General features: G+C 63.6%; 14 protein-coding genes. 7 read left to right on the top strand and 7 right to left on the bottom strand.

Annotated features, from left to right (window positions below; genetic code table 11):
* Window positions 1-149 precede the first annotated feature (149 nt).
* Both ACGYLY_RS09590 and ACGYLY_RS09585 read right to left on the bottom strand, forming a co-directional pair.
* Window positions 150-2,549: an amino acid permease gene (locus tag ACGYLY_RS09590; protein ID WP_395281869.1), complete on the bottom strand. Its 2,400-nt coding sequence runs from the start codon at window positions 2,547-2,549 to the stop codon at window positions 150-152.
* On the bottom strand, window positions 2,546-2,842 hold the full coding sequence (locus ACGYLY_RS09585; RefSeq protein ID WP_395281870.1) for a hypothetical protein: 297 nt from the start codon (window positions 2,840-2,842) through the stop codon (window positions 2,546-2,548). Before ACGYLY_RS09585 ends, ACGYLY_RS09590 begins: the two co-directional genes overlap by 4 nt.
* A gap of 160 nt (window positions 2,843-3,002) precedes the next feature.
* Here ACGYLY_RS09585 and ACGYLY_RS09580 point away from each other — a divergent pair, with 160 nt between their 5' ends.
* Window positions 3,003-4,184 carry a M24 family metallopeptidase gene (locus ACGYLY_RS09580; RefSeq protein WP_395281871.1) on the top strand — a complete coding sequence of 394 codons (1,182 nt, stop codon included), beginning with the start codon at window positions 3,003-3,005 and terminating at the stop codon, window positions 4,182-4,184.
* Between the two features lie 635 nt (window positions 4,185-4,819).
* A complete protein-coding gene (locus ACGYLY_RS09575; RefSeq protein ID WP_395281872.1) occupies window positions 4,820-6,331 on the top strand; it encodes a COG1361 S-layer family protein in 1,512 nt (503 codons plus the stop codon).
* Between the two features lie 161 nt (window positions 6,332-6,492).
* Here the strand turns inward: ACGYLY_RS09575 and ACGYLY_RS09570 are convergent, their stop codons facing one another.
* Both ACGYLY_RS09570 and ACGYLY_RS09565 read right to left on the bottom strand, forming a co-directional pair.
* On the bottom strand, window positions 6,493-7,287 hold the full coding sequence (locus ACGYLY_RS09570; protein ID WP_395281873.1) for an ABC transporter permease: 795 nt from the start codon (window positions 7,285-7,287) through the stop codon (window positions 6,493-6,495).
* 37 nt (window positions 7,288-7,324) lie between these two features.
* Window positions 7,325-8,209: an ATP-binding cassette domain-containing protein gene (locus ACGYLY_RS09565; protein WP_395281874.1), complete on the bottom strand. Its 885-nt coding sequence runs from the start codon at window positions 8,207-8,209 to the stop codon at window positions 7,325-7,327.
* A gap of 121 nt (window positions 8,210-8,330) precedes the next feature.
* On the opposite strand from ACGYLY_RS09565, the gene ACGYLY_RS09560 reads away from it, so the two are divergent.
* Both ACGYLY_RS09560 and ACGYLY_RS09555 read left to right on the top strand, forming a co-directional pair.
* Entirely contained in the window at window positions 8,331-9,017 is a 687-nt protein-coding gene (locus ACGYLY_RS09560) for a hypothetical protein (RefSeq protein WP_395281875.1), read from the top strand.
* Between the two features lie 20 nt (window positions 9,018-9,037).
* Window positions 9,038-11,119: a hypothetical protein gene (locus tag ACGYLY_RS09555; protein WP_395281876.1), complete on the top strand. Its 2,082-nt coding sequence runs from the start codon at window positions 9,038-9,040 to the stop codon at window positions 11,117-11,119.
* On the opposite strand, the gene ACGYLY_RS09550 is transcribed toward ACGYLY_RS09555, so the two are convergent.
* The gene (locus ACGYLY_RS09550; protein WP_395281877.1) at window positions 11,120-11,254 is read right to left on the bottom strand and encodes a hypothetical protein; all 135 of its coding nucleotides are present in this window, start codon (window positions 11,252-11,254) and stop codon (window positions 11,120-11,122) included. It abuts the gene before it with no gap.
* A gap of 622 nt (window positions 11,255-11,876) precedes the next feature.
* On the opposite strand from ACGYLY_RS09550, the gene ACGYLY_RS09545 reads away from it, so the two are divergent.
* Window positions 11,877-12,650, top strand: coding sequence for an AAA family ATPase (locus ACGYLY_RS09545; protein ID WP_395281878.1), 774 nt, complete (start codon window positions 11,877-11,879; stop codon window positions 12,648-12,650).
* Window positions 12,647-13,192 carry a hypothetical protein gene (locus ACGYLY_RS09540; protein ID WP_395281879.1) on the top strand — a complete coding sequence of 182 codons (546 nt, stop codon included), beginning with the start codon at window positions 12,647-12,649 and terminating at the stop codon, window positions 13,190-13,192. The genes ACGYLY_RS09545 and ACGYLY_RS09540 overlap by 4 nt, the downstream gene beginning before the upstream one ends.
* A gap of 51 nt (window positions 13,193-13,243) precedes the next feature.
* Here ACGYLY_RS09540 and ACGYLY_RS09535 read toward each other — a convergent pair whose 3' ends face one another.
* Window positions 13,244-13,996, bottom strand: coding sequence for a creatininase family protein (locus tag ACGYLY_RS09535; RefSeq protein WP_395281881.1), 753 nt, complete (start codon window positions 13,994-13,996; stop codon window positions 13,244-13,246).
* On the bottom strand, window positions 13,993-15,381 hold the full coding sequence (locus tag ACGYLY_RS09530) for a M28 family peptidase (RefSeq protein ID WP_395281883.1): 1,389 nt from the start codon (window positions 15,379-15,381) through the stop codon (window positions 13,993-13,995). Before ACGYLY_RS09530 ends, ACGYLY_RS09535 begins: the two co-directional genes overlap by 4 nt.
* A 107-nt stretch (window positions 15,382-15,488) precedes the next feature.
* On the opposite strand from ACGYLY_RS09530, the gene ACGYLY_RS09525 reads away from it, so the two are divergent.
* A complete protein-coding gene (locus tag ACGYLY_RS09525; protein WP_395281884.1) occupies window positions 15,489-16,979 on the top strand; it encodes a metallopeptidase TldD-related protein in 1,491 nt (496 codons plus the stop codon).
* The last annotated feature ends 84 nt before the right edge of the window (window positions 16,980-17,063 follow it).

Genomic DNA, 17,063 nt, shown 5'->3' with positions numbered 1-17,063 from the left:
GACTGCTCTCCCGATGCTATCGTCCTTTGACAATTACCTTCAGTAATATGATTTTGGGCGTATGTAAAAATTATATGTCGTGTCAGCAAACGCCGTTATCACTGTATTACGGTCGGTTCCTGGATGCATGTTACCCAGTTTACAGCCATCTAACTTCGGTTTTCGCCGTTTACTCCTTCCCTCCGTCCGACCCACTTCCCGGCCCACCGTCGAATCGCGGAACGGGCGGGTGAGTGTTTCTTGACCATCACCGTCCGCCCGTCGAATCGTTCGCCCACGCGTTCGGGGATGTCACCGAACATGACTCGACGGAGGATCCCCTCGCGGGCCGCACCGACGACTATCGTGTCGATTCCCTCCTCGTCGGCGTACGCGAGAATCGACTCGGCGACGTCGTCGTCGGACACGAGTACCGTCGAGACGTCGAGGCCCTCCTCGACGAGTTCCCGCTGGCGTTCGGTCATCACGTCCTCCGACCCGTTCCCGTCCGGTTCCAAGACGTGCAATAACGTCGCGTCCGCGCCCCACGCCTCCGCAAACGCCGCTGCGATGTCGGTCGCAAACGCCGAGTGTGGTCCCTTCGTCACGGGGACCAGTACCTCCTCGGGTTCGTCGTCCGGAACCACCTTCGCCACCGCCACGTCGCACGGCGGATTTTCGACGACGTAATCGAGGGTGGACCCGAGGACGTTCTCCCGCGTCCGTTTTCGCCTCCCGCGCCACCCGAGTAAGACGAGGTCCGCGTCCCGTTGGCGTGCGACGTTCGTAATACTCCGTCCGACGCTCCGTCCGAGCGTCACGGTTCGGTGGACGGGAACGTCGTCCGGCGCGTACTGCACCGCATCAGCCAACATCTCGCGCTGATCGCCGATGAACCGCTGTCCGTCTTCGAGCGGCGTCTGGACGGGGACGGTCACGATGCTCGTCAACACGACTTCGGCGTCGTTTCGCCGCGCGATGGCACAACCCATTTCGACGAGGGGTTTCGCGCTTTCCGGGTTCGCTATCGGAACCAGTACCCGGTTCGGGCGCTCGGTGGGGTAGCGCTCCTCGGAGACGACTCGGATTTCCCGGGCGATTTCCGTCTCCCGAATCCGACTGCGGGAGTAGAGAAAGAAGACGCCGAATCCGGCGAGAATCCACCCTCCCGCGATGTACCACGCGAGGGGACTGTAGTTGAAGAAGTAAACGGCGAGAAAGAGTTTGGTGAGGATGCCGACGATGGGAACGACGGGGAAGTACGGCGAGACGTAGCCGTAATCGAGTTCGTCGCCGTGTTCGCGCCGGAGCCGTATCATCGAGTAGTTCACCTGCAAGAAGAGGAGCAGGAACATCAGGTCCGTCGCGGCCGCGACCTGTGCGAGCGGCAGCGTGACGGCCATGACGGTGATGAGCGCGCCGGAGAGGAGGACAGAGACGTGCGGCGTATGGTGGTCGGGATGGATTCGGCTGAACATGTCGGGAAACACGTGGTCGTTTCCCATCGCGTACCCGACGCGGGAACTCGAAAACGTCGTCGCGTTGAGCGCCGCGAGCGCGGAGAGGATTCCGGTGAGGAGGACCACGAGCGTCCCGTAGGGGAGCAACTGCCCGGCGGCCTGTGCGAGTCCGAACTCGCCGAGGTGGCCGAGCACCTGCCACAGCGCCGGATTCGGCGGGAGGTTCTGCACCGTACTCCCGCCGATGCTGTTCGTCTGCTGGGCGGTCCTGAGGAGTTCCGGCGTGATTCGTACTGCACCGAGCAAAACCACGCCGACGAGGATGTAGATGGTCACGACGACCAGCATGGAGTAGAAGACCGCTTTCGGGATGTTCTCGTGCGGGTTGACGACCTCGCGTCCCGACTGGACGATGATTTCGTAGCCCTCGAAGGCGATGAACGTCAGCCCCATCGCCAGAAAGACGCCGCCGACGCCGTTCGGAAAGAAGGGTTCGTAGTTCACGGCCGGGTTCGGGTCGCCGACCAGCGCCGCGATGCCAGAGGCGATGAAGACGAACAGTACGGCCAACTGGAGTACCGTGACGACGTTCTCCGCCCGACTGGTCTCCTTGGCACCGCGATAGTTGACGTACGTGAAGACGGCGGCCGCGAAGGTCGCGAACAGCTTCTGCAAGTCGAGCGGCGAGAGGCCGAACGTCGCAAACCCGAAATATTCCGTGATGATGAGCGTCAGAAACGACCCGAAACTGAGGATGTACAACGACCCCGCGACGGCGTGGGCGAACCAACTCATCCACCCCGAGATGAACGCCTGGGAGCGCCCCAGCGCGGTTCGGACCCAGAGATAGCCGCCGCCGGGTTCCGGGAAGGCGCTCCCGAGTTCGGCGTACACCATGCCCGTGAAGATGGTGATGAAGCCGTTGAGCGCGAACGCCAACACGAGTGCGGGGCCGGACTCCCCCGCGGCCAACCCCGTCAGCACGAAGATGCTCCCGCCGACCATCGCGCCGATGCCGATGACGACGATGTCGAACAGCGAGAGTTCGCGGGCGAAATCGGCCCCCTCGACCTCCTCCGTCTCGCCGAACGGCGAACCGTCGTCGCTCATTCCGCGTCCCCTCCTCGCTTTCCTTCGTCTATAGCGTTGGGGTCGTCCTCGGACCCCCGCTCCGCGAACGGTCCCTTCTCGTACTCGCCCGCGGCGACGGCCTCCGTGACGTAGCGCCCGTGAACGACGACCAGTGCGAGCGCCAGCCACGCGACGACCGTGAGCGCGAGTCCCGCCAGTAGCGAGGTCTGGAGTTGGAGGACCGTCGCCGTGTCGGTCGTCCCGGCGACTTCCCGCACCGTCTGCTCCGGTATCGCCGACCCGGCTTGGACCGCGAGGTCGGACGGAATCATTCGACACATCCACGCCATCCGACCAGTAAAGCATACCCCTCGAAACGCGATTAGGCGGGCGGTACCGGGACGGAAACGAGACGTTTCGAATTTCAGTTCGAATTTGGGACGCCTTTCCGGCAGGTCAACGCTTTTACTCAGAACTCGTGAACCACATAGCATGTCGACACGGCTTCCCGATTCCGAGTTCGAAACGCGTCTCGACGCCGTTCGCGAGGAGATACGCGACCGCGGCGCGGACGCCGGCGTCTGGTTCGGCGCGACGAGCATCGAATATCTCACCGGCTTCGACCACATCCAGACCGAGCGACCCGTCGTCCTCGCCGTCACGGACGACCGAATCGAAATCACCGTGCCGCGCCTCGAAGTCGAGCGCGTGCAGTCGAACCCCCGCATCGACGCGGTTCACCACTACTTCGATTACCCCGGCGGCAAGCCAATCGCGGTGGCCGTCGAGATGCTTTCGGAACTCGGTGTCGATTCCGTCGCGGCGGACGCCGACGGCGCACCCGGCGTGATGGGCTACACCGGCCCCGCGCTCTCGGAGTTCGTCGACGTCGAAACACAGAGCTGGGTGGACCGAATGCGCTGGGCGAAGTCCGACGCCGAAATCGACCTCATCCGCGAATCCGCGCGGTGGGGCAACCTCGCCCATCGCTACCTCGCCGACTACACCGAACCCGGCGTCCATCCGGCCACCGCCAGCCAGCAGGCGTCGACGGACGCCTCCCGTGCCATGCTCGACACGCTCGGGGACCGGTACGTTCCCCGCACACGCGGGAGCGGCCCGGCCTTCGCGGGCTACATCACCGGCCCGCAGACAGCACTTCCCCACGGCCACACCGCGAACCGCCGAATCGAGGAGGGCGACGTGCTCATCACGGGTGCCGCCGCGAACGTCGACGGCTACCACTCCGAACTGGAGCGGACGATGTTCGTCGGCGACCCGACGGACGAACAGGAACACCACTTCGAGGTGATGCTCGAATCCCAGACCATCGCCATCGACGCGCTCGGTCCGGGCGTCTCGCTGTCATACGTCGACGAACTCGTGTCCGACTACTACGAGGAACAGGGCGTTTCCGACCTCGCGCGCCACCACGTCGGCCACAACATCGGCATGGGCGCGCACGAACCGCCGTACATCGACCACGGCTGGTCGGGCCACGTCGAGGAGGGCGACGCCGAGATGGAACCCGGCCACGTCTACACCATCGAACCCGGCCTGTACACCGATACCGAGGGCTACCGCCACTCGGACACCGTCGCCATCACCGAAAACGGCACCGAGACCCTGACCTACTTCCCCCGCGACTTGGAGTCCAACATCATTCGCTGGTGAGACAGCGCTTCAGGGACGGTTTGGGTTTCGATATTGGAACAACAAATGGGGAGTGATCCTTGAAAACCCCCACCCGCTCGCTACGAACTGCTTTTGGTTTTAGTACGATTGCAACGACCGAGGAGCGGACTTCGAAAGCCCCCGTCCGCTCGCGGTTGCTCACCGGCATCTCGGCTCGGCGTAACCGCTCGCCTCGCCGAGAGGGGCCGCTGATGCAACCACGTAAACGCGACTTCAGTCGGAGCAACGCTCCGACAGCGTCCCCCTCACTCCGTTCGCGGGACCGGGCGGCCCCTTTCAGTCCTCCCACGACACCGCACCGCGACAGCCACACCCTCCCCAACCGACTGCGCGCTTCGCTCGCACGCTCGCTCAGTGCTCATCCCTCACGTGATAACCAGCAGACCCTCGACCGAAGTGGTCTCGGGCCTGCTGGCGCACGCGCCGAGGGAGTTTGGTCGATGTCTCGCAACCCGGATTCACGAAGGCGCGCGCTGAGGAGTTCGATGATGGTTTCTGGGCAATTACGACTCACCGTCATCGAATCGTCTCGAATCGACACTCCGTAGTCCGCTCCCATCCTGTTACTCCGTCGTCGCCAGCACTGATTTGTCAGATAACGACGTACGACCGGTATGCGAGTGGGGGGCGTGGTCGCCGCGGTACTCGTGTGCGCCACGCTGGTGGGGGCCGGAATGACGGTACAGCAAACCACTGGAGCGTCGGATATCGACGTGTTTACGCCCGAAAAGAGGGTGACTCCGGGCGAGGAAACACAACTCCCACTGGTCGTGACGAACGACGGGTCCGAACCGGCCAGCGCCGCGACGCTCGAAGTCGGGGACGAAAACGCGCCGCTTCGGGTGCTGACGGACCGCGCTCCGGTCGGGACGGTTCCCCCCGGAACACAGCGACCGGTTTCGGTTCGAGTTCGGGTGGGCGAGCGCGCGACGCCGGGCGAGTACACCCTTCCGGTTCGGATCAGTTACGACACCGGGTCGGGGCGGCAAACTGTCGAACGGTACGTCACCGTACGGGTGGAGCGCCGTCCCCGATTTCGCGTCGTGAACACGACGGTCAACGCCAGTGCGGGCGAGACGGGGACGCTCTCGCTCGCTGTACGGAACGCCGGGACGGTCGGCGCGTTCGACGCCAGCGTCGTCGTCAACTCGACGGATTCGGGCATCCGGTTCGGGAACAACGCCACGACGGCCGAGACGTCGGTGGGCGAGTGGTTGCGCGGCGACACCAAGTACGTCGAGTTTCCGTTGCAGGTCGCTCCGGATACCGACCGAAACGTCACGGCGCAGGTCCGCGTGGCCTACGAGAGCAGGACCGGCGAACGGCGACTCTCGGAACCGGTGTTCATCGGGGTTCGACCCGAGGGACGACCCTCCTTCGCCGTCCGGGACGTGAGGAGTACGGTTCGAGTCGGCGACACGGGAACGGTTTCGGGGCGGGTCGTAAACACCGGCAATCGGACGCTCGACGACGCGACGTTGGTCTTCACCCCATCCAACGGAACCGCGCTGCGCCCGGAGGAAACCCGGTTCCCGCTCGGTAGGCTTCGGAACAACAGTTCGAGGCGGTTCCGGTTCGAGGTGGACGCGACGAACGCCACGAACTCCGGACCACGTGACTTCACCGCCCGCATCACGTACCGCGACGCGAGCGGGGCACGGCGGGTAATCGACCCGGTATCGGTTCCGGTGCGTGTCGGTGCGCGGCGCGAACCGTTCGTCGTCACCGCGACGGACGCGAACTTCACCGTGGATTCGAGCGGGACGCTGCGAGTTCGGGTGCGGAACACGGACGGGAAGCGGTTCTCGAACGTGACGGCGCGACTGCTGGTTTCCGACCCGCTGTCGAGCGACGACAGCGAGTCGTACGTCGGCGTCCTCGAACCGAACGACTCGACGACGGCGTCGTTCCAGTTGACGGTGAGCGGCGAGGCGATTCCCGACCGTCACCCCGTCGCCGTCGCCATCTCCTACGAGACGCCGAGCGGCGAGCGGCGCGAGGCGGGGCCGTACGCCGTCCCGGTGACGATTCGACGCGAGTCCGGCCTCGGATCGTCGGTGCTGTCGGTCGGTGCCGTGGTCGTCGTTCTGCTTTTGGGCGTCGCGTGGTGGCTTCGACGGCGATAACGACGAATAAGGGAGATGGATGAATCGAACGCAGACTTCTGTATGAACGGAAAAGCGGATTTCGGATGTAACTCAGCGGTTTCGGAGCGAATACAGACGTCACACGACCGCACCGCCACCGCGACAGCCACCCGGAAAGACGGAGTGCGTGAAACGAGCCGTCACACGTCCCGACGCTCGAACAGTTCCGCGGCGACGACGAGGAGGGCGACGGCGGCCACGACGAGGACCGCGAAATCGTGCGACGACAGGGTTCCGTCGGTCAGAATCTTTCCAACGTCGAAGTAGCGCGTGAACGCGAAATCGCCTATCCAGTCGTAATCGGTGCCGAAGGTCACGGTGTCGACGAGGAACATTCCGAATATCGCGCCGACACCGACCGTCCGGGCGCGGCGTGCGGTGTCGAACCGCACCGAGGCGACCATCCCGAGGCTCGCGCACGCGAGGAAGTAAACCATCGAGTAGGCGTGTAAGACGAACAGGTTGCCGAGGTCGATGAACTCGCCGATGAACCCGACGCTCGCGTACACCGCGAGGAAGGTGAACGCGTTGACGGCGAGCATGCTCGGCACGAGCGCGAGGTACTTCCCGACGACGAGGCGGGTTCGGGTGACCGGATGAGCGAGTACCAAATCGAGCGTGCCGTTCTCCATCTCCTTTGCGACGCTCGACGCACCGGCGTACGCGTAGTAGATTCCGAGGCCGAGGAGCCACGCTATCTGATAGAACTGCGAGGCGAGGTAGCCATCGATGGTCGTGATACTCTCGACGTCGCCGATGAAGGCGCGCCGCGCCTCCTCCGGCAGGTTTTGGATGTAGGCGTCGAGGTTGACCCCTGACTGTTGAATCGACGGAAACAGCGCGATGGTGAGGACGACGAAGGCGACGAGCGACCCCGACAGCAACAGCGTTCCGCGAACCCGCCGTCCCGTCTCGAAGTCGGTTATCTCGAACATCGCGTTCGTTCGTCCCCCGTTTCGATTTCCCTCGTCATCACGTACCCCCGTAAAACTCCATGAACACGTCTTCGAGCGAGGTCTCCTCGACTTCCAAATCGCGAATCGAGTAGCGGTCGAGCACGTCCACGAGACCGTCGAAGTTCTCGGTGACGACCAACCGGTAGTACCCGTCGGGGTCGCGGGTGCTGCTCAGCGCCCCGTCGAACAGCAGTTCCTCGGGCGGCGGTTCCTCCCCGAGGTCGAGGCGTACTATCTTTCCGCTCTTCGCCAGCAGTTCGCCGATGTTCTCCAGCGCAACGAGTCTCCCGTCGCGGATGATTCCCACGCGGTCACACACCTTCCGAACCTCGCTCAACACGTGCGTCGAGAACAGTACCGTGACGCCCCGATCGCGTTCGTCGAGCAACAAGTCGTACAGGGCGTTCTGTGCGAGGGGATCGAGTCCCGACGTCGGTTCGTCCATGATGACGAGGTCCGGGTCGTGCATGAACGCCTGAACGAGCGCCAGTTTCTGTCGATTCCCTCGGGAGTACGTCTTCACGTTTCGGTCCGTCGGAACCGGGAATCGGTCGAGCAACTCCTCTCGGCGCTCGTCGCCGGACAGCGCGGCGAAGTAATCGAGCAGTTCCGTCCCGGTGACGTTCTCGTACACCGTCGCGTCGCCGGGGACGTAGCCGATTCGCGCCTCGACGCTCCTCGTGCGCTCGGTGACGGCGTGTCCGAGTACCCGTGCGGTTCCGCTCGTCGGTTTCAGGAGGCCGAGCAGTGTTCGAATCGCGGTCGATTTTCCCGCGCCGTTCGGTCCGAGAAAGCCGAACACCTCCCCCGATTCGACGTCGAACGTCAGGTCCTCGACGCCGCGAACGTCCCCGTAGTATTTCGTCAGTCCCTCGATGACGATGGGATCCGCCCCGGTCACCGGAGTGTGGACGCCCGCGAGCGACTTATACGGTTCGCCGAAAATGAACCGGAACGTACCTGTTCGCCGGTGGGACGCTCCTCCAGAAACCTTATTTCGGCCTCCGTCGTTCAGTTTACCAATGACTTCTCGCCTCAGGTTTCGAAGCGAGTCGGGCGAGAGTTCCGCCGTTCGGGACGTGACGTTCACGGAGTGGCTTTCCGGTCTGAAGGCCAGCGGTAGCAACCTCCTCGTCACGGGCGAGGTCCCCGAGACGACCAGCGCCGAGTTCAGTCGGACGCTTTTCGGACAGGGGGAGAGAACACGCGTCCTCGGACTCGTGGACCCGTCGACGCCCGCGGCGGAATCGTATCTCCCGGTCTCCTTCGAGGATCCACAAACGCGGGTGATCGACCGACGACCCGAGGATCGCGGGCTGGCATCGCACAGTTCGAGCATCGAGCAACTGACCATCGACCGCCAGACGTTTCGCTCGGAGGTCGTCTCGGCTATCAGTTCGCACGAGGAGCAAAACGACGGGTTTGCGCCCGCCGAACTGCGTCTCGGACTCGATTCGATCGGGATGCTAGAGATAAACGACGACCTCGTTTCGGTGGGGCAGTTCCTGCGCGGACTCACGGCCATCGTTCGCGGCGTCCGCGGAATGGCACATTATCACCTTCGCGTCCCGGACGACGACCCGATGGTCGCGGAACTATCGCCGCTGTTCGATGCCCGTATCGAACTGCGAAAACGGCCGGGACGGGCCGAACAACGCTGGCACGTGCCGAACCTCGACGAGACGACACACTGGGTAGAATTATCATAAGCGACGATACTACGGGTACCATGGAGTTTCGGCGACACGCGGAGCGTGCCGGCCTCGACATTTACGACGCCATAGAGAACGTCAGGTTCGCGTTGTTCACCGGCGAGTCCGTTCATCCGACGCCGGTCGATACGTCGGGGTTCTATTTTCCGGTCGATGCCGCCGTCGAAATCGAGACGCCGACGCTCGAAATTCCGCAGGACGTTCCCGTGGCGCTCCGTCGACAGAACGGGACGATGATAGTCGAGACGTCGGACGAACGCGACCGAACCCTCGGTTCGGACGCCTATCTCGTGGAACTCAGCACGACGCCGATGAAACTCTATTTTCTCGTCAACGGTCGTCTGACCCTCGAACATCGGGACGGTGCCGTTCGCTTTTCGTTCGACGGAGAGACGGCAGTTCGTGTCGGGGCGCGGTCCTTTCACGACCGACCGGCGGGGACGATAACCGTCACGGACGACGTTCGGGATACGATGCGTGCCGTCTCACGGTTCGGATCGGCGCTGAAGACGCTTTCCCCGGAACGGTCGTTTCCCACGCTTCGCGGCCATCCGCCGCTGGTCGAACGCGGCGACGAGTTCGCCGCCCCGACAAGCCTCGACCCCCCCGAAACCGACGTGAAACTGGTGGTCCCGCCCGATCGAGAACACGTGTATCCGGTCGTTTCACTCGCGTACTATCTCGGCGCATCGGTCGTTCCGGGGGGCGACCCGCGTCTCGTTGCAGGGTCGTTCGAACGGTCGCTCACGGGTCCCGGCGGCTACGTCGAAACGGTCAACCGAACCCTCAGACAGGTGTTCTTCCTCGATTGTCTCACCAGAACGGAGGGCTACTACACGGTCGAACTCCACGAACGCGAGGCGGTCGAACCCCTCGTTGACCTCGACTTCGCGGACCTCTACGAGATGTCGCTCGCGGAGCGCCTCGCGGCGTATCTCTCGGTTCCGTTCCGGACGCTCGAACCGCACACCCCGAACTGGCGCTTGGGCGTCGATCTCACGCCGACGGCAGAAAACGTCGAGTATGCCCCATATCTCGCGAAGGATCTCGCGCTCGTTCGTATTCCCGACACGCCGACGCCGAAAGCGATCAAACCGATGTCGGACGCACAGACCGAGTTCTTTCGCTCGCCGTCGTCGGACGCGTTGGCCCGCGGTGTGACCGGATGGGACACCGTGGACGAACGGGACGTGTTTCAGGTGGACCCGATGTCGAACGTCATCGAGCAGGCGTGGGCGGGACCGGGGTATCCGCTCACGGTCAACAAACTGGACGTGAGCGCGCTTCGTCGGCGTATCGACCGTCGTCCGTCCGACGACACCATCGACATCCACGTGGTCTGTAACGACGAACGCATGATGGAGGAAGACACCGTTCGGGAGCTGTACGGACTGCGTGACCTCCTCGACTTCGACGTGACGGCCCACTACGATCTGTCGCGTGAGGCGTTCGCCGACTTGCTGGCGAGGTCGGCGGACTTCGTCCACTACATCGGTCACGTCGACGACTCGGGCATCCTGTGTGCGGACGGCCCGCTCGACGTGAAGTCGGTTTCGGAGGTCGGCGCCTCCGCGTTCCTCCTGAACGCGTGTCAGTCCTACGAACAGGGGCGCGAACTCGTCACCAAAGGGAGTCGCGGCGGCGTCGTGACGCTCTCGCCGGTCGGCAATCCGATGGCGACGGAGCTCGGACGGACGTTGGCACGGCTTCTCAACTGTGGTTTTCCGCTCCGGGTCGCGCTGTCCATCGCACAGCGACATTCGACGCACGGCTATCAGTACACCGTCTTGGGCGACGGCGGATTGTCGCTGGTCCAGAGCGAGCGAGGCATTCCACGGCACATCAGCGTTGAGCGGACGGACGGCGACAGGTTCGACGTCGAAGTGAACGCGTACCCGACGGACTTGTTCGGTTTCGGTTCGCACGTGAACCTCGACCACGTCTGGTCACGGCTGCGATATCTCGCCTCCGCACCCCTGACGAGGCTGGTGCTGACCACCGAACAGTTGCGTGCGGTCTGCTCGACGCAGCTACTGCCGATAGAAATAGGTGGGGAACTACACTGGAGCGACGAATCGGACCTGTTCACGTCGGACTAATTACGGCCCACCGTTCGCCCCGCCGCCCGCGAGTACGGTTCCGAACTGCATCACCAGTACGCTGAGGGTACACAGGACGCCGAGCAGTCGGGGGTGCTTCGCCAGCTTATCGCCGATCGTTTTTGTTTGCGACATTGCATACAAACAGTGAATCTATCCTGAATTATAATTATTTAAATAATACATAAAATATATTAATTGCAATAATAAATGTAGTGGAGTATTAATTATTGCGAACGATGCGTATCGCGTGAGTGAACACTTGCGCTACGGTGCAGTGATATCCGACTCGGAGGACACATCCGACGTGCGATCACGTGTTCGTTTCAGAACGATGTCCGAATGAGTTCGAAAACGAATGTAATTAACACACGCGTGATAGATAGAAAATCTTTAGATAGTCTGGATTGTAATCTCGTCCGGATGCGCACAATACGGACGGACCGCCGATGCAAACGCACGCGTCTGACGACTGCCCGTCACCACGCAGCCAGTATGGTCGTACGACACACTCCGACGTATCGTTCGTCTCGGCGACCGGCTCGCCACGCATCCGACCACTGCCAACCGGTCGGGCCACGTCGCCACGCCTGACCGGTTGCACGCATCGTCTGGTCTCCTCTGACGACGCTATGCGTCGATTTCTCTCGAATCGACGTCACTCCTCGTTTTTATCAGCATCCCTGCTTCGTTCCCCTTCTTTCTCCGCCGCCAAAGTGCACGTATTTTTAACTGATGAGGACCGGAGTCTAGAACGATGGTCGAGGCGTTTGCGGTTGCGAGCGGGAAAGGTGGCACCGGCAAGACCACGAGCACGCTCTCCCTCGGAATGGCGCTGGCCGAGGAGTACGACGTGACCGTCGTCGATGCCGATACTGGAATGGCGAACCTCCTCTTTCACACGGGGTTGACGGACGTGGAGACGACGCTCCACGACTTGCTCATCGGCGACCGTGAGGCGTCGGTCGAGGAGGCCGTCTACGAACGATTCGGGATGCGCGTCGTTCCCTGCGGGACCAGCCTCTCGGCGTTCGAACGCGCCGACCCCGACAGATTACAGGACGTCGTCACGACGTTGGCGTCGGACACGGACATCCTTCTGCTCGATTCACCGGCTACCCTTGGCAGCAAGAGCGCGATTCTCCCCATCGTCCTCGCCGACAGAATCGTCGTCGTCCTCCAACCGACGATTCCGTCGCTCAGCGACGGCCTGAAGGTCCAAGAGTACGCCCGCTCCTACGGAACGGGAACCGCGGGCGTGTTGTTCAACAAGGTCCACGACGACGAGGACGTTGGCCCGATAGCGGACAAGAGCGAACGCTACTTCGACGGACCGACGCTCGCCGCGGTTCCCGACGACGACGCGGCACGGGCGGCGCGGCGAGCGGGGGAACCGCTCCTCGCACACGCGCCCGAAAGCGCCGCCGCGCGCGCCTATCACGACGCGGCCGCGGCCCTCGACGTTCGGACCGGCGAGTCGGAACGCGTTGCGGAACGGTTCCGGAGCGCCGTCATTCCAGACACACCATGACCACACCGCACGGCGAACTCGTTCGCTCCCGCGTCGTCAGCGACCCCGCGACAGCGCTGGCGACCGCACTGGAGCGTAGTCTCACCGGCCGTGCGGTGTTCAAACCGCAAGATTCGCTCCTCCTCGACGGGGACGGGTACGGCGTGTTGACCCTCGAAGACGGCGTTCCCGTGGCGGCCCACCACACCGGGACCGGTCGCGGCGGTCCCGAAGCGGTGGCCGACCTCGCCGTCCCCGGACCGTACAGCGTCGAACTGTATCGGCACTCCCCGGACGAACGCGAAATGGGTCAGGAACGGGAAGAACGAGCGATTCCGCCGGGGATGCCGGCCGAACGACTGGCCGGCGACCCGGGGTTGGCCGCGAAAACGCGGGACCGTGCGCCGGATCGACCGATTGCTGAAACGGACGCGTCCCCGACGAGCGCCGTGGAAGCGTTCCTCGAAGACGAGGAGAAGATAGCGGCCATTCGGGAACGAGCGAGGGAGGAGGCCGAACGGCGGGCCGAGGAGTGGGGGTTGGACGACCAACTGAACCAATAATCACGTCGGCCCGGACGCGGTGGACGGTCCGCGACCCGCTCGAACGAACCGTTATTCCTGTTCGATGTCCGATTTCAGCGCCGAGAGGATGGTTTCGGTCGTCTCGGCGACGACGTCTTCGAGGAACTCGGGGTCCGACTGCGTGGGGTCGCCGCGCCCGCCCTGTTCCGTGATGTCGTCGAAGTAGGTGTACTTGCGCGCCTCGAACCGCGCTGTTCGGACCTGCGGTTCCTTCTTTTCGGTCTTCACGAGGTCGGGATAGAACAGTTCGATGACGCTCGTCTCGTGGTCGCCCGCGTGGCCCCATTCCTCGCCGAACCGCTCTTCCAATCGGTCTCGTGCGAAATCCGTCCAATGGACGAGCGACGTCTTGACGCCGTGGTCGCGCTGAATCCTGTCCGCGGCGAGGGTGAGCGGCGCGTTGTTTCCGCCGTGGCAGTTGACGACGGTGAGTCGCTCGGCACCGTGTTCCGCGATGGATTCGCCGATGTCCACGATGACACGCTGGTAGGTGTCGCTCGACAGCGTGACGGTCCCGGCGTAGTTCATGTGATGTTCGGAGTAGCCGTAGGGAAGGGTCGGCAGTCGAACCATCGACAGGTCGTGGTCCGGTGCCGCCTCGACGAGTTCCCGCGAGAGGGATTCGGCACGGAGCGTGTCCACCGTCACCGGGAGGTGGAGGGAGTGTTGTTCGACGCTGCCTGTCGGGAGGACGACGAAATCGGCGTCGGGAATCGCCTCCTCGGCGTCCTCCCACGTCATACCCCCGAGATCGTACGGTTCGTAGTCGAGTCGAACGGTCATTCATCCGCCCCAGGGGCTGGTTCCGCGTCCACCGTTTCACCGTCGCCGAACGGCCACGTTCCGGAGTTTCGCATCCCCGTCTCGAACCCCTGTTCGACCGTCGCGTCGCGGACTTCCGCGACGGATTTGTGCGGGATTTCCCGGTCCGCCTCCGCGAGTTTGCACACGCCGGAGGTGAACACGACGGCGAGGTCGCGGAGGTCGCGGACGTCGAGTTTGTCCAACGTGTCGCCGTGCGTGTGGCCCCATCCGCGTCCGCTTTCTCCCGCGACGGACCGCCCCTGCATGCCCGCGACGCCCTTCTGGACGAACGGCCAGTGGTCGCTGTGCGGGCGGATTCCGTCGTGAATCTCGACCGGCACGTCGAGTTCGTCGCGCACCTCCGCGAACGCCTCGCCCATCGGGTCGAACCCGTGTGTGTACACGTCGGCGGTGCGCGAGTACCCCGCGCCGTCCATGTTGAAGATGCACTTGACGGCGTTCATGTCGTGCGTTTCCGCCCAGTGGTACGCGCCGAACAGGCCGACCTCCTCGGCACCGAAGACGAGACAACGAACCCGCGTTTCGAGGTCGTCTTCCATCTCGACCAGCAGGCGGCCGATTTCGGCGACGAGAACCGTGCCGACGCCGTTGTCGTTCGCGCCTTCGCCGACGTCGTGAGCGTCGACGTGTGCCGTGACGAGGACTTCCTCGTCCGTATCGGGGCCGACGACAGCCTCGACGTTGCGGGAGTTCGTCGGTTCGTTTCGGCAGTCGACGATGAGCCGGGCCGTCGTCTCGCCGCTGCCGCAGTACCGGACGAGTCGGTCGCCGACTTCCTTCGAGACGCCGACGGCGGGAATGTCGCCGGGACCGTCCCGCTTCCCGATGCTCCCGGTCGGCGGGAGATTTCCGTCCAGGTGATTGCGGAAGAGGAACCCGACCGCGCCGCCGCGGGCCGACGCCCCGTACTTCTCCGCGCGGTGAATCCAGCGCCCGTAATCGCCCGGGGTCATGCTCGACGCCATGACGAGTTTGCCGTCGATGTCCGCTTCTTCGAACTCCTCGGGGCGGCCGTAGCCGACGTCGACCAGTTCGGCCTCCACGTCGCCGCTCGGAGTTCCGGGGAGGGCCACGGTTTCGTGCTGGGCGTCGAACTCGTGCGTGCGGTCGTGTTCCACGGTCAGTCCGCTCGAACCGCGCCACCAACCGGGGATGCCGAACTCCGTGATGGTCGCATCACGGAGGCCGTTCGCTTCGAACGCTTCCTTCACCAGTTCGGCACCTTCGGCCTCCCTGTCCTGTCCGGCCATCCGATTGTCGAGGTCGACGAGGTCACAGAGGAGGTCCCAATGCCGCGTGCTCGTGTACGCATCGCCGACGGTCGTCGTGGGTAGTGTTGTCATTTTGCGTGGTAGGGTTCACGATTGACGTCCCGTCTGATGTACGTTTGGTTCGGAGAAATCCGTGCACCGGTCGGACCAATTTTAGGAGTCTCACGAGAACACCGCCCATGGACGAAATCGCGGACGGTATCGACGCCGCGGAGTGGGTGCTCTCACGGTTCGACGCCGACGAGGACGTGGCCGTCGCGGAGGTCGGGTACGTCGATAGACGGCAGACGACGGGGTCGGTGACGCCGACCGAGGTTCGGTCCGCGGACGACCTCTCGCACGCGGGCGTCCGGTGGCGCGTGTTCGTGGAAGGCAGCGCCGACTATCGGTTCACCACCTCGCTGTCGAAATCCCATCTCGACGACCTGATGGAGCGCTCGATTCGGTCGGCGCGGGTCTTGGACCAGCGTCTCCCGGCCAAGTACGACCCCGGAACCGTTCACCAGGCGGTCCATCCGGGGTGGACGGTCGGCGGGTCGCTGAACGAGGAGACAGCGAACGAAAAACTCGCCGCGGTCCAGTCGGCGTTCTCCGATTCGACGGACGGCCTCGCGCTCGACCGGGCGACCGTTTCCTACCGCGACGAACGACTGGAGTCGGTGCTGCTGACGACCACGGGAACGACGGTCCGAACATCGCTCGAACGAGCGTCAGTCGAGTCGGTGATGGTACCCGTGGACGCCGAGAAAGTCCAGCGTCACTTCGGTACCACGACCGGTGCGGCGTTCTTCGACGCCCTTCCGGCACACTTCGACGAACTGGCGACAGTGGTCCGCCAGCAAGAGGGGTATCCGCCGTTCGACAGCGACGAGGCGGATGTGGAAATCGGGGGCGAGAACGTGGAGATCGTGTTCGGCCCGCGAGCGGCGGCGGAGTTGTTCCACCACTTCACACACTATTTGGAGATGGACGCGGCGTACTTCGGGTCGAGTCCGTTCGCCGTCGGCGACCGGTTCGGTCCCCCGTCTCTTCACGTCGAGGATTGCGTTCACGCTGGTTCGTGGGCGGCGTTGGGATACGACGCCGAGGGGAAACCGACGACGCCGGTGACGCTGGTGTCGAACGGCATCGTTCGAAACCAACTGCACGACACCGTGTCCGCCATCGAAGAGGCGGCGGTTCCGAGGGGGTCCGTCGTCCCGAGCATCGGACACGAACGGCCGCCGCGAATCCACGCCCGCCATCTGGACGTCGACGGTGGAACGACGGCACGGGAGTCGCTCCTCGATGGTGCGGACGTGTACGTCGAATCGGTCGAGACGCCGCGAATCGAGAACGAGGCCACGCGGACGAAACGGACGAGTTCGATGCCGCCGAGCGTCCTGTACGCGAAGGACATCGCCGCGACGACGCCGAGCGAGTTCGCGGACGAGGCGACGAATCAGGAACTCACGTTCCCGGTTCGACTCGGCTACACGATTGACGGTAGTGAGCGTGAAGGGCGTATTACCGGAGGTTCGGTGACGGTCTCCCCGGCCGAACTCCGCTCGATAACCGCTATGGGTGGTACACGCGAGACGGTGACTGGCGTCTGTTCGAAACATCGGTCGATGATTCCGTACGCCGTCACTGCGCCCCCGATTCGGTTTTCGGCTCGTTTTTTCATCTAGATGGGTTTATTGATGCAAATTTCCGCTTTTCAAGGTACGATTGGCGACCTGTATCATCTATCTCCTATGATTTGTAATATATTG

This window comes from Haladaptatus sp. CMAA 1909, from assembly GCF_043952005.1.
Lineage (GTDB): Archaea > Halobacteriota > Halobacteria > Halobacteriales > Haladaptataceae > Haladaptatus.
Note: the sequence above shows the minus strand (reverse complement) of the source record. Positions and strands in the feature narration are given on the sequence as shown.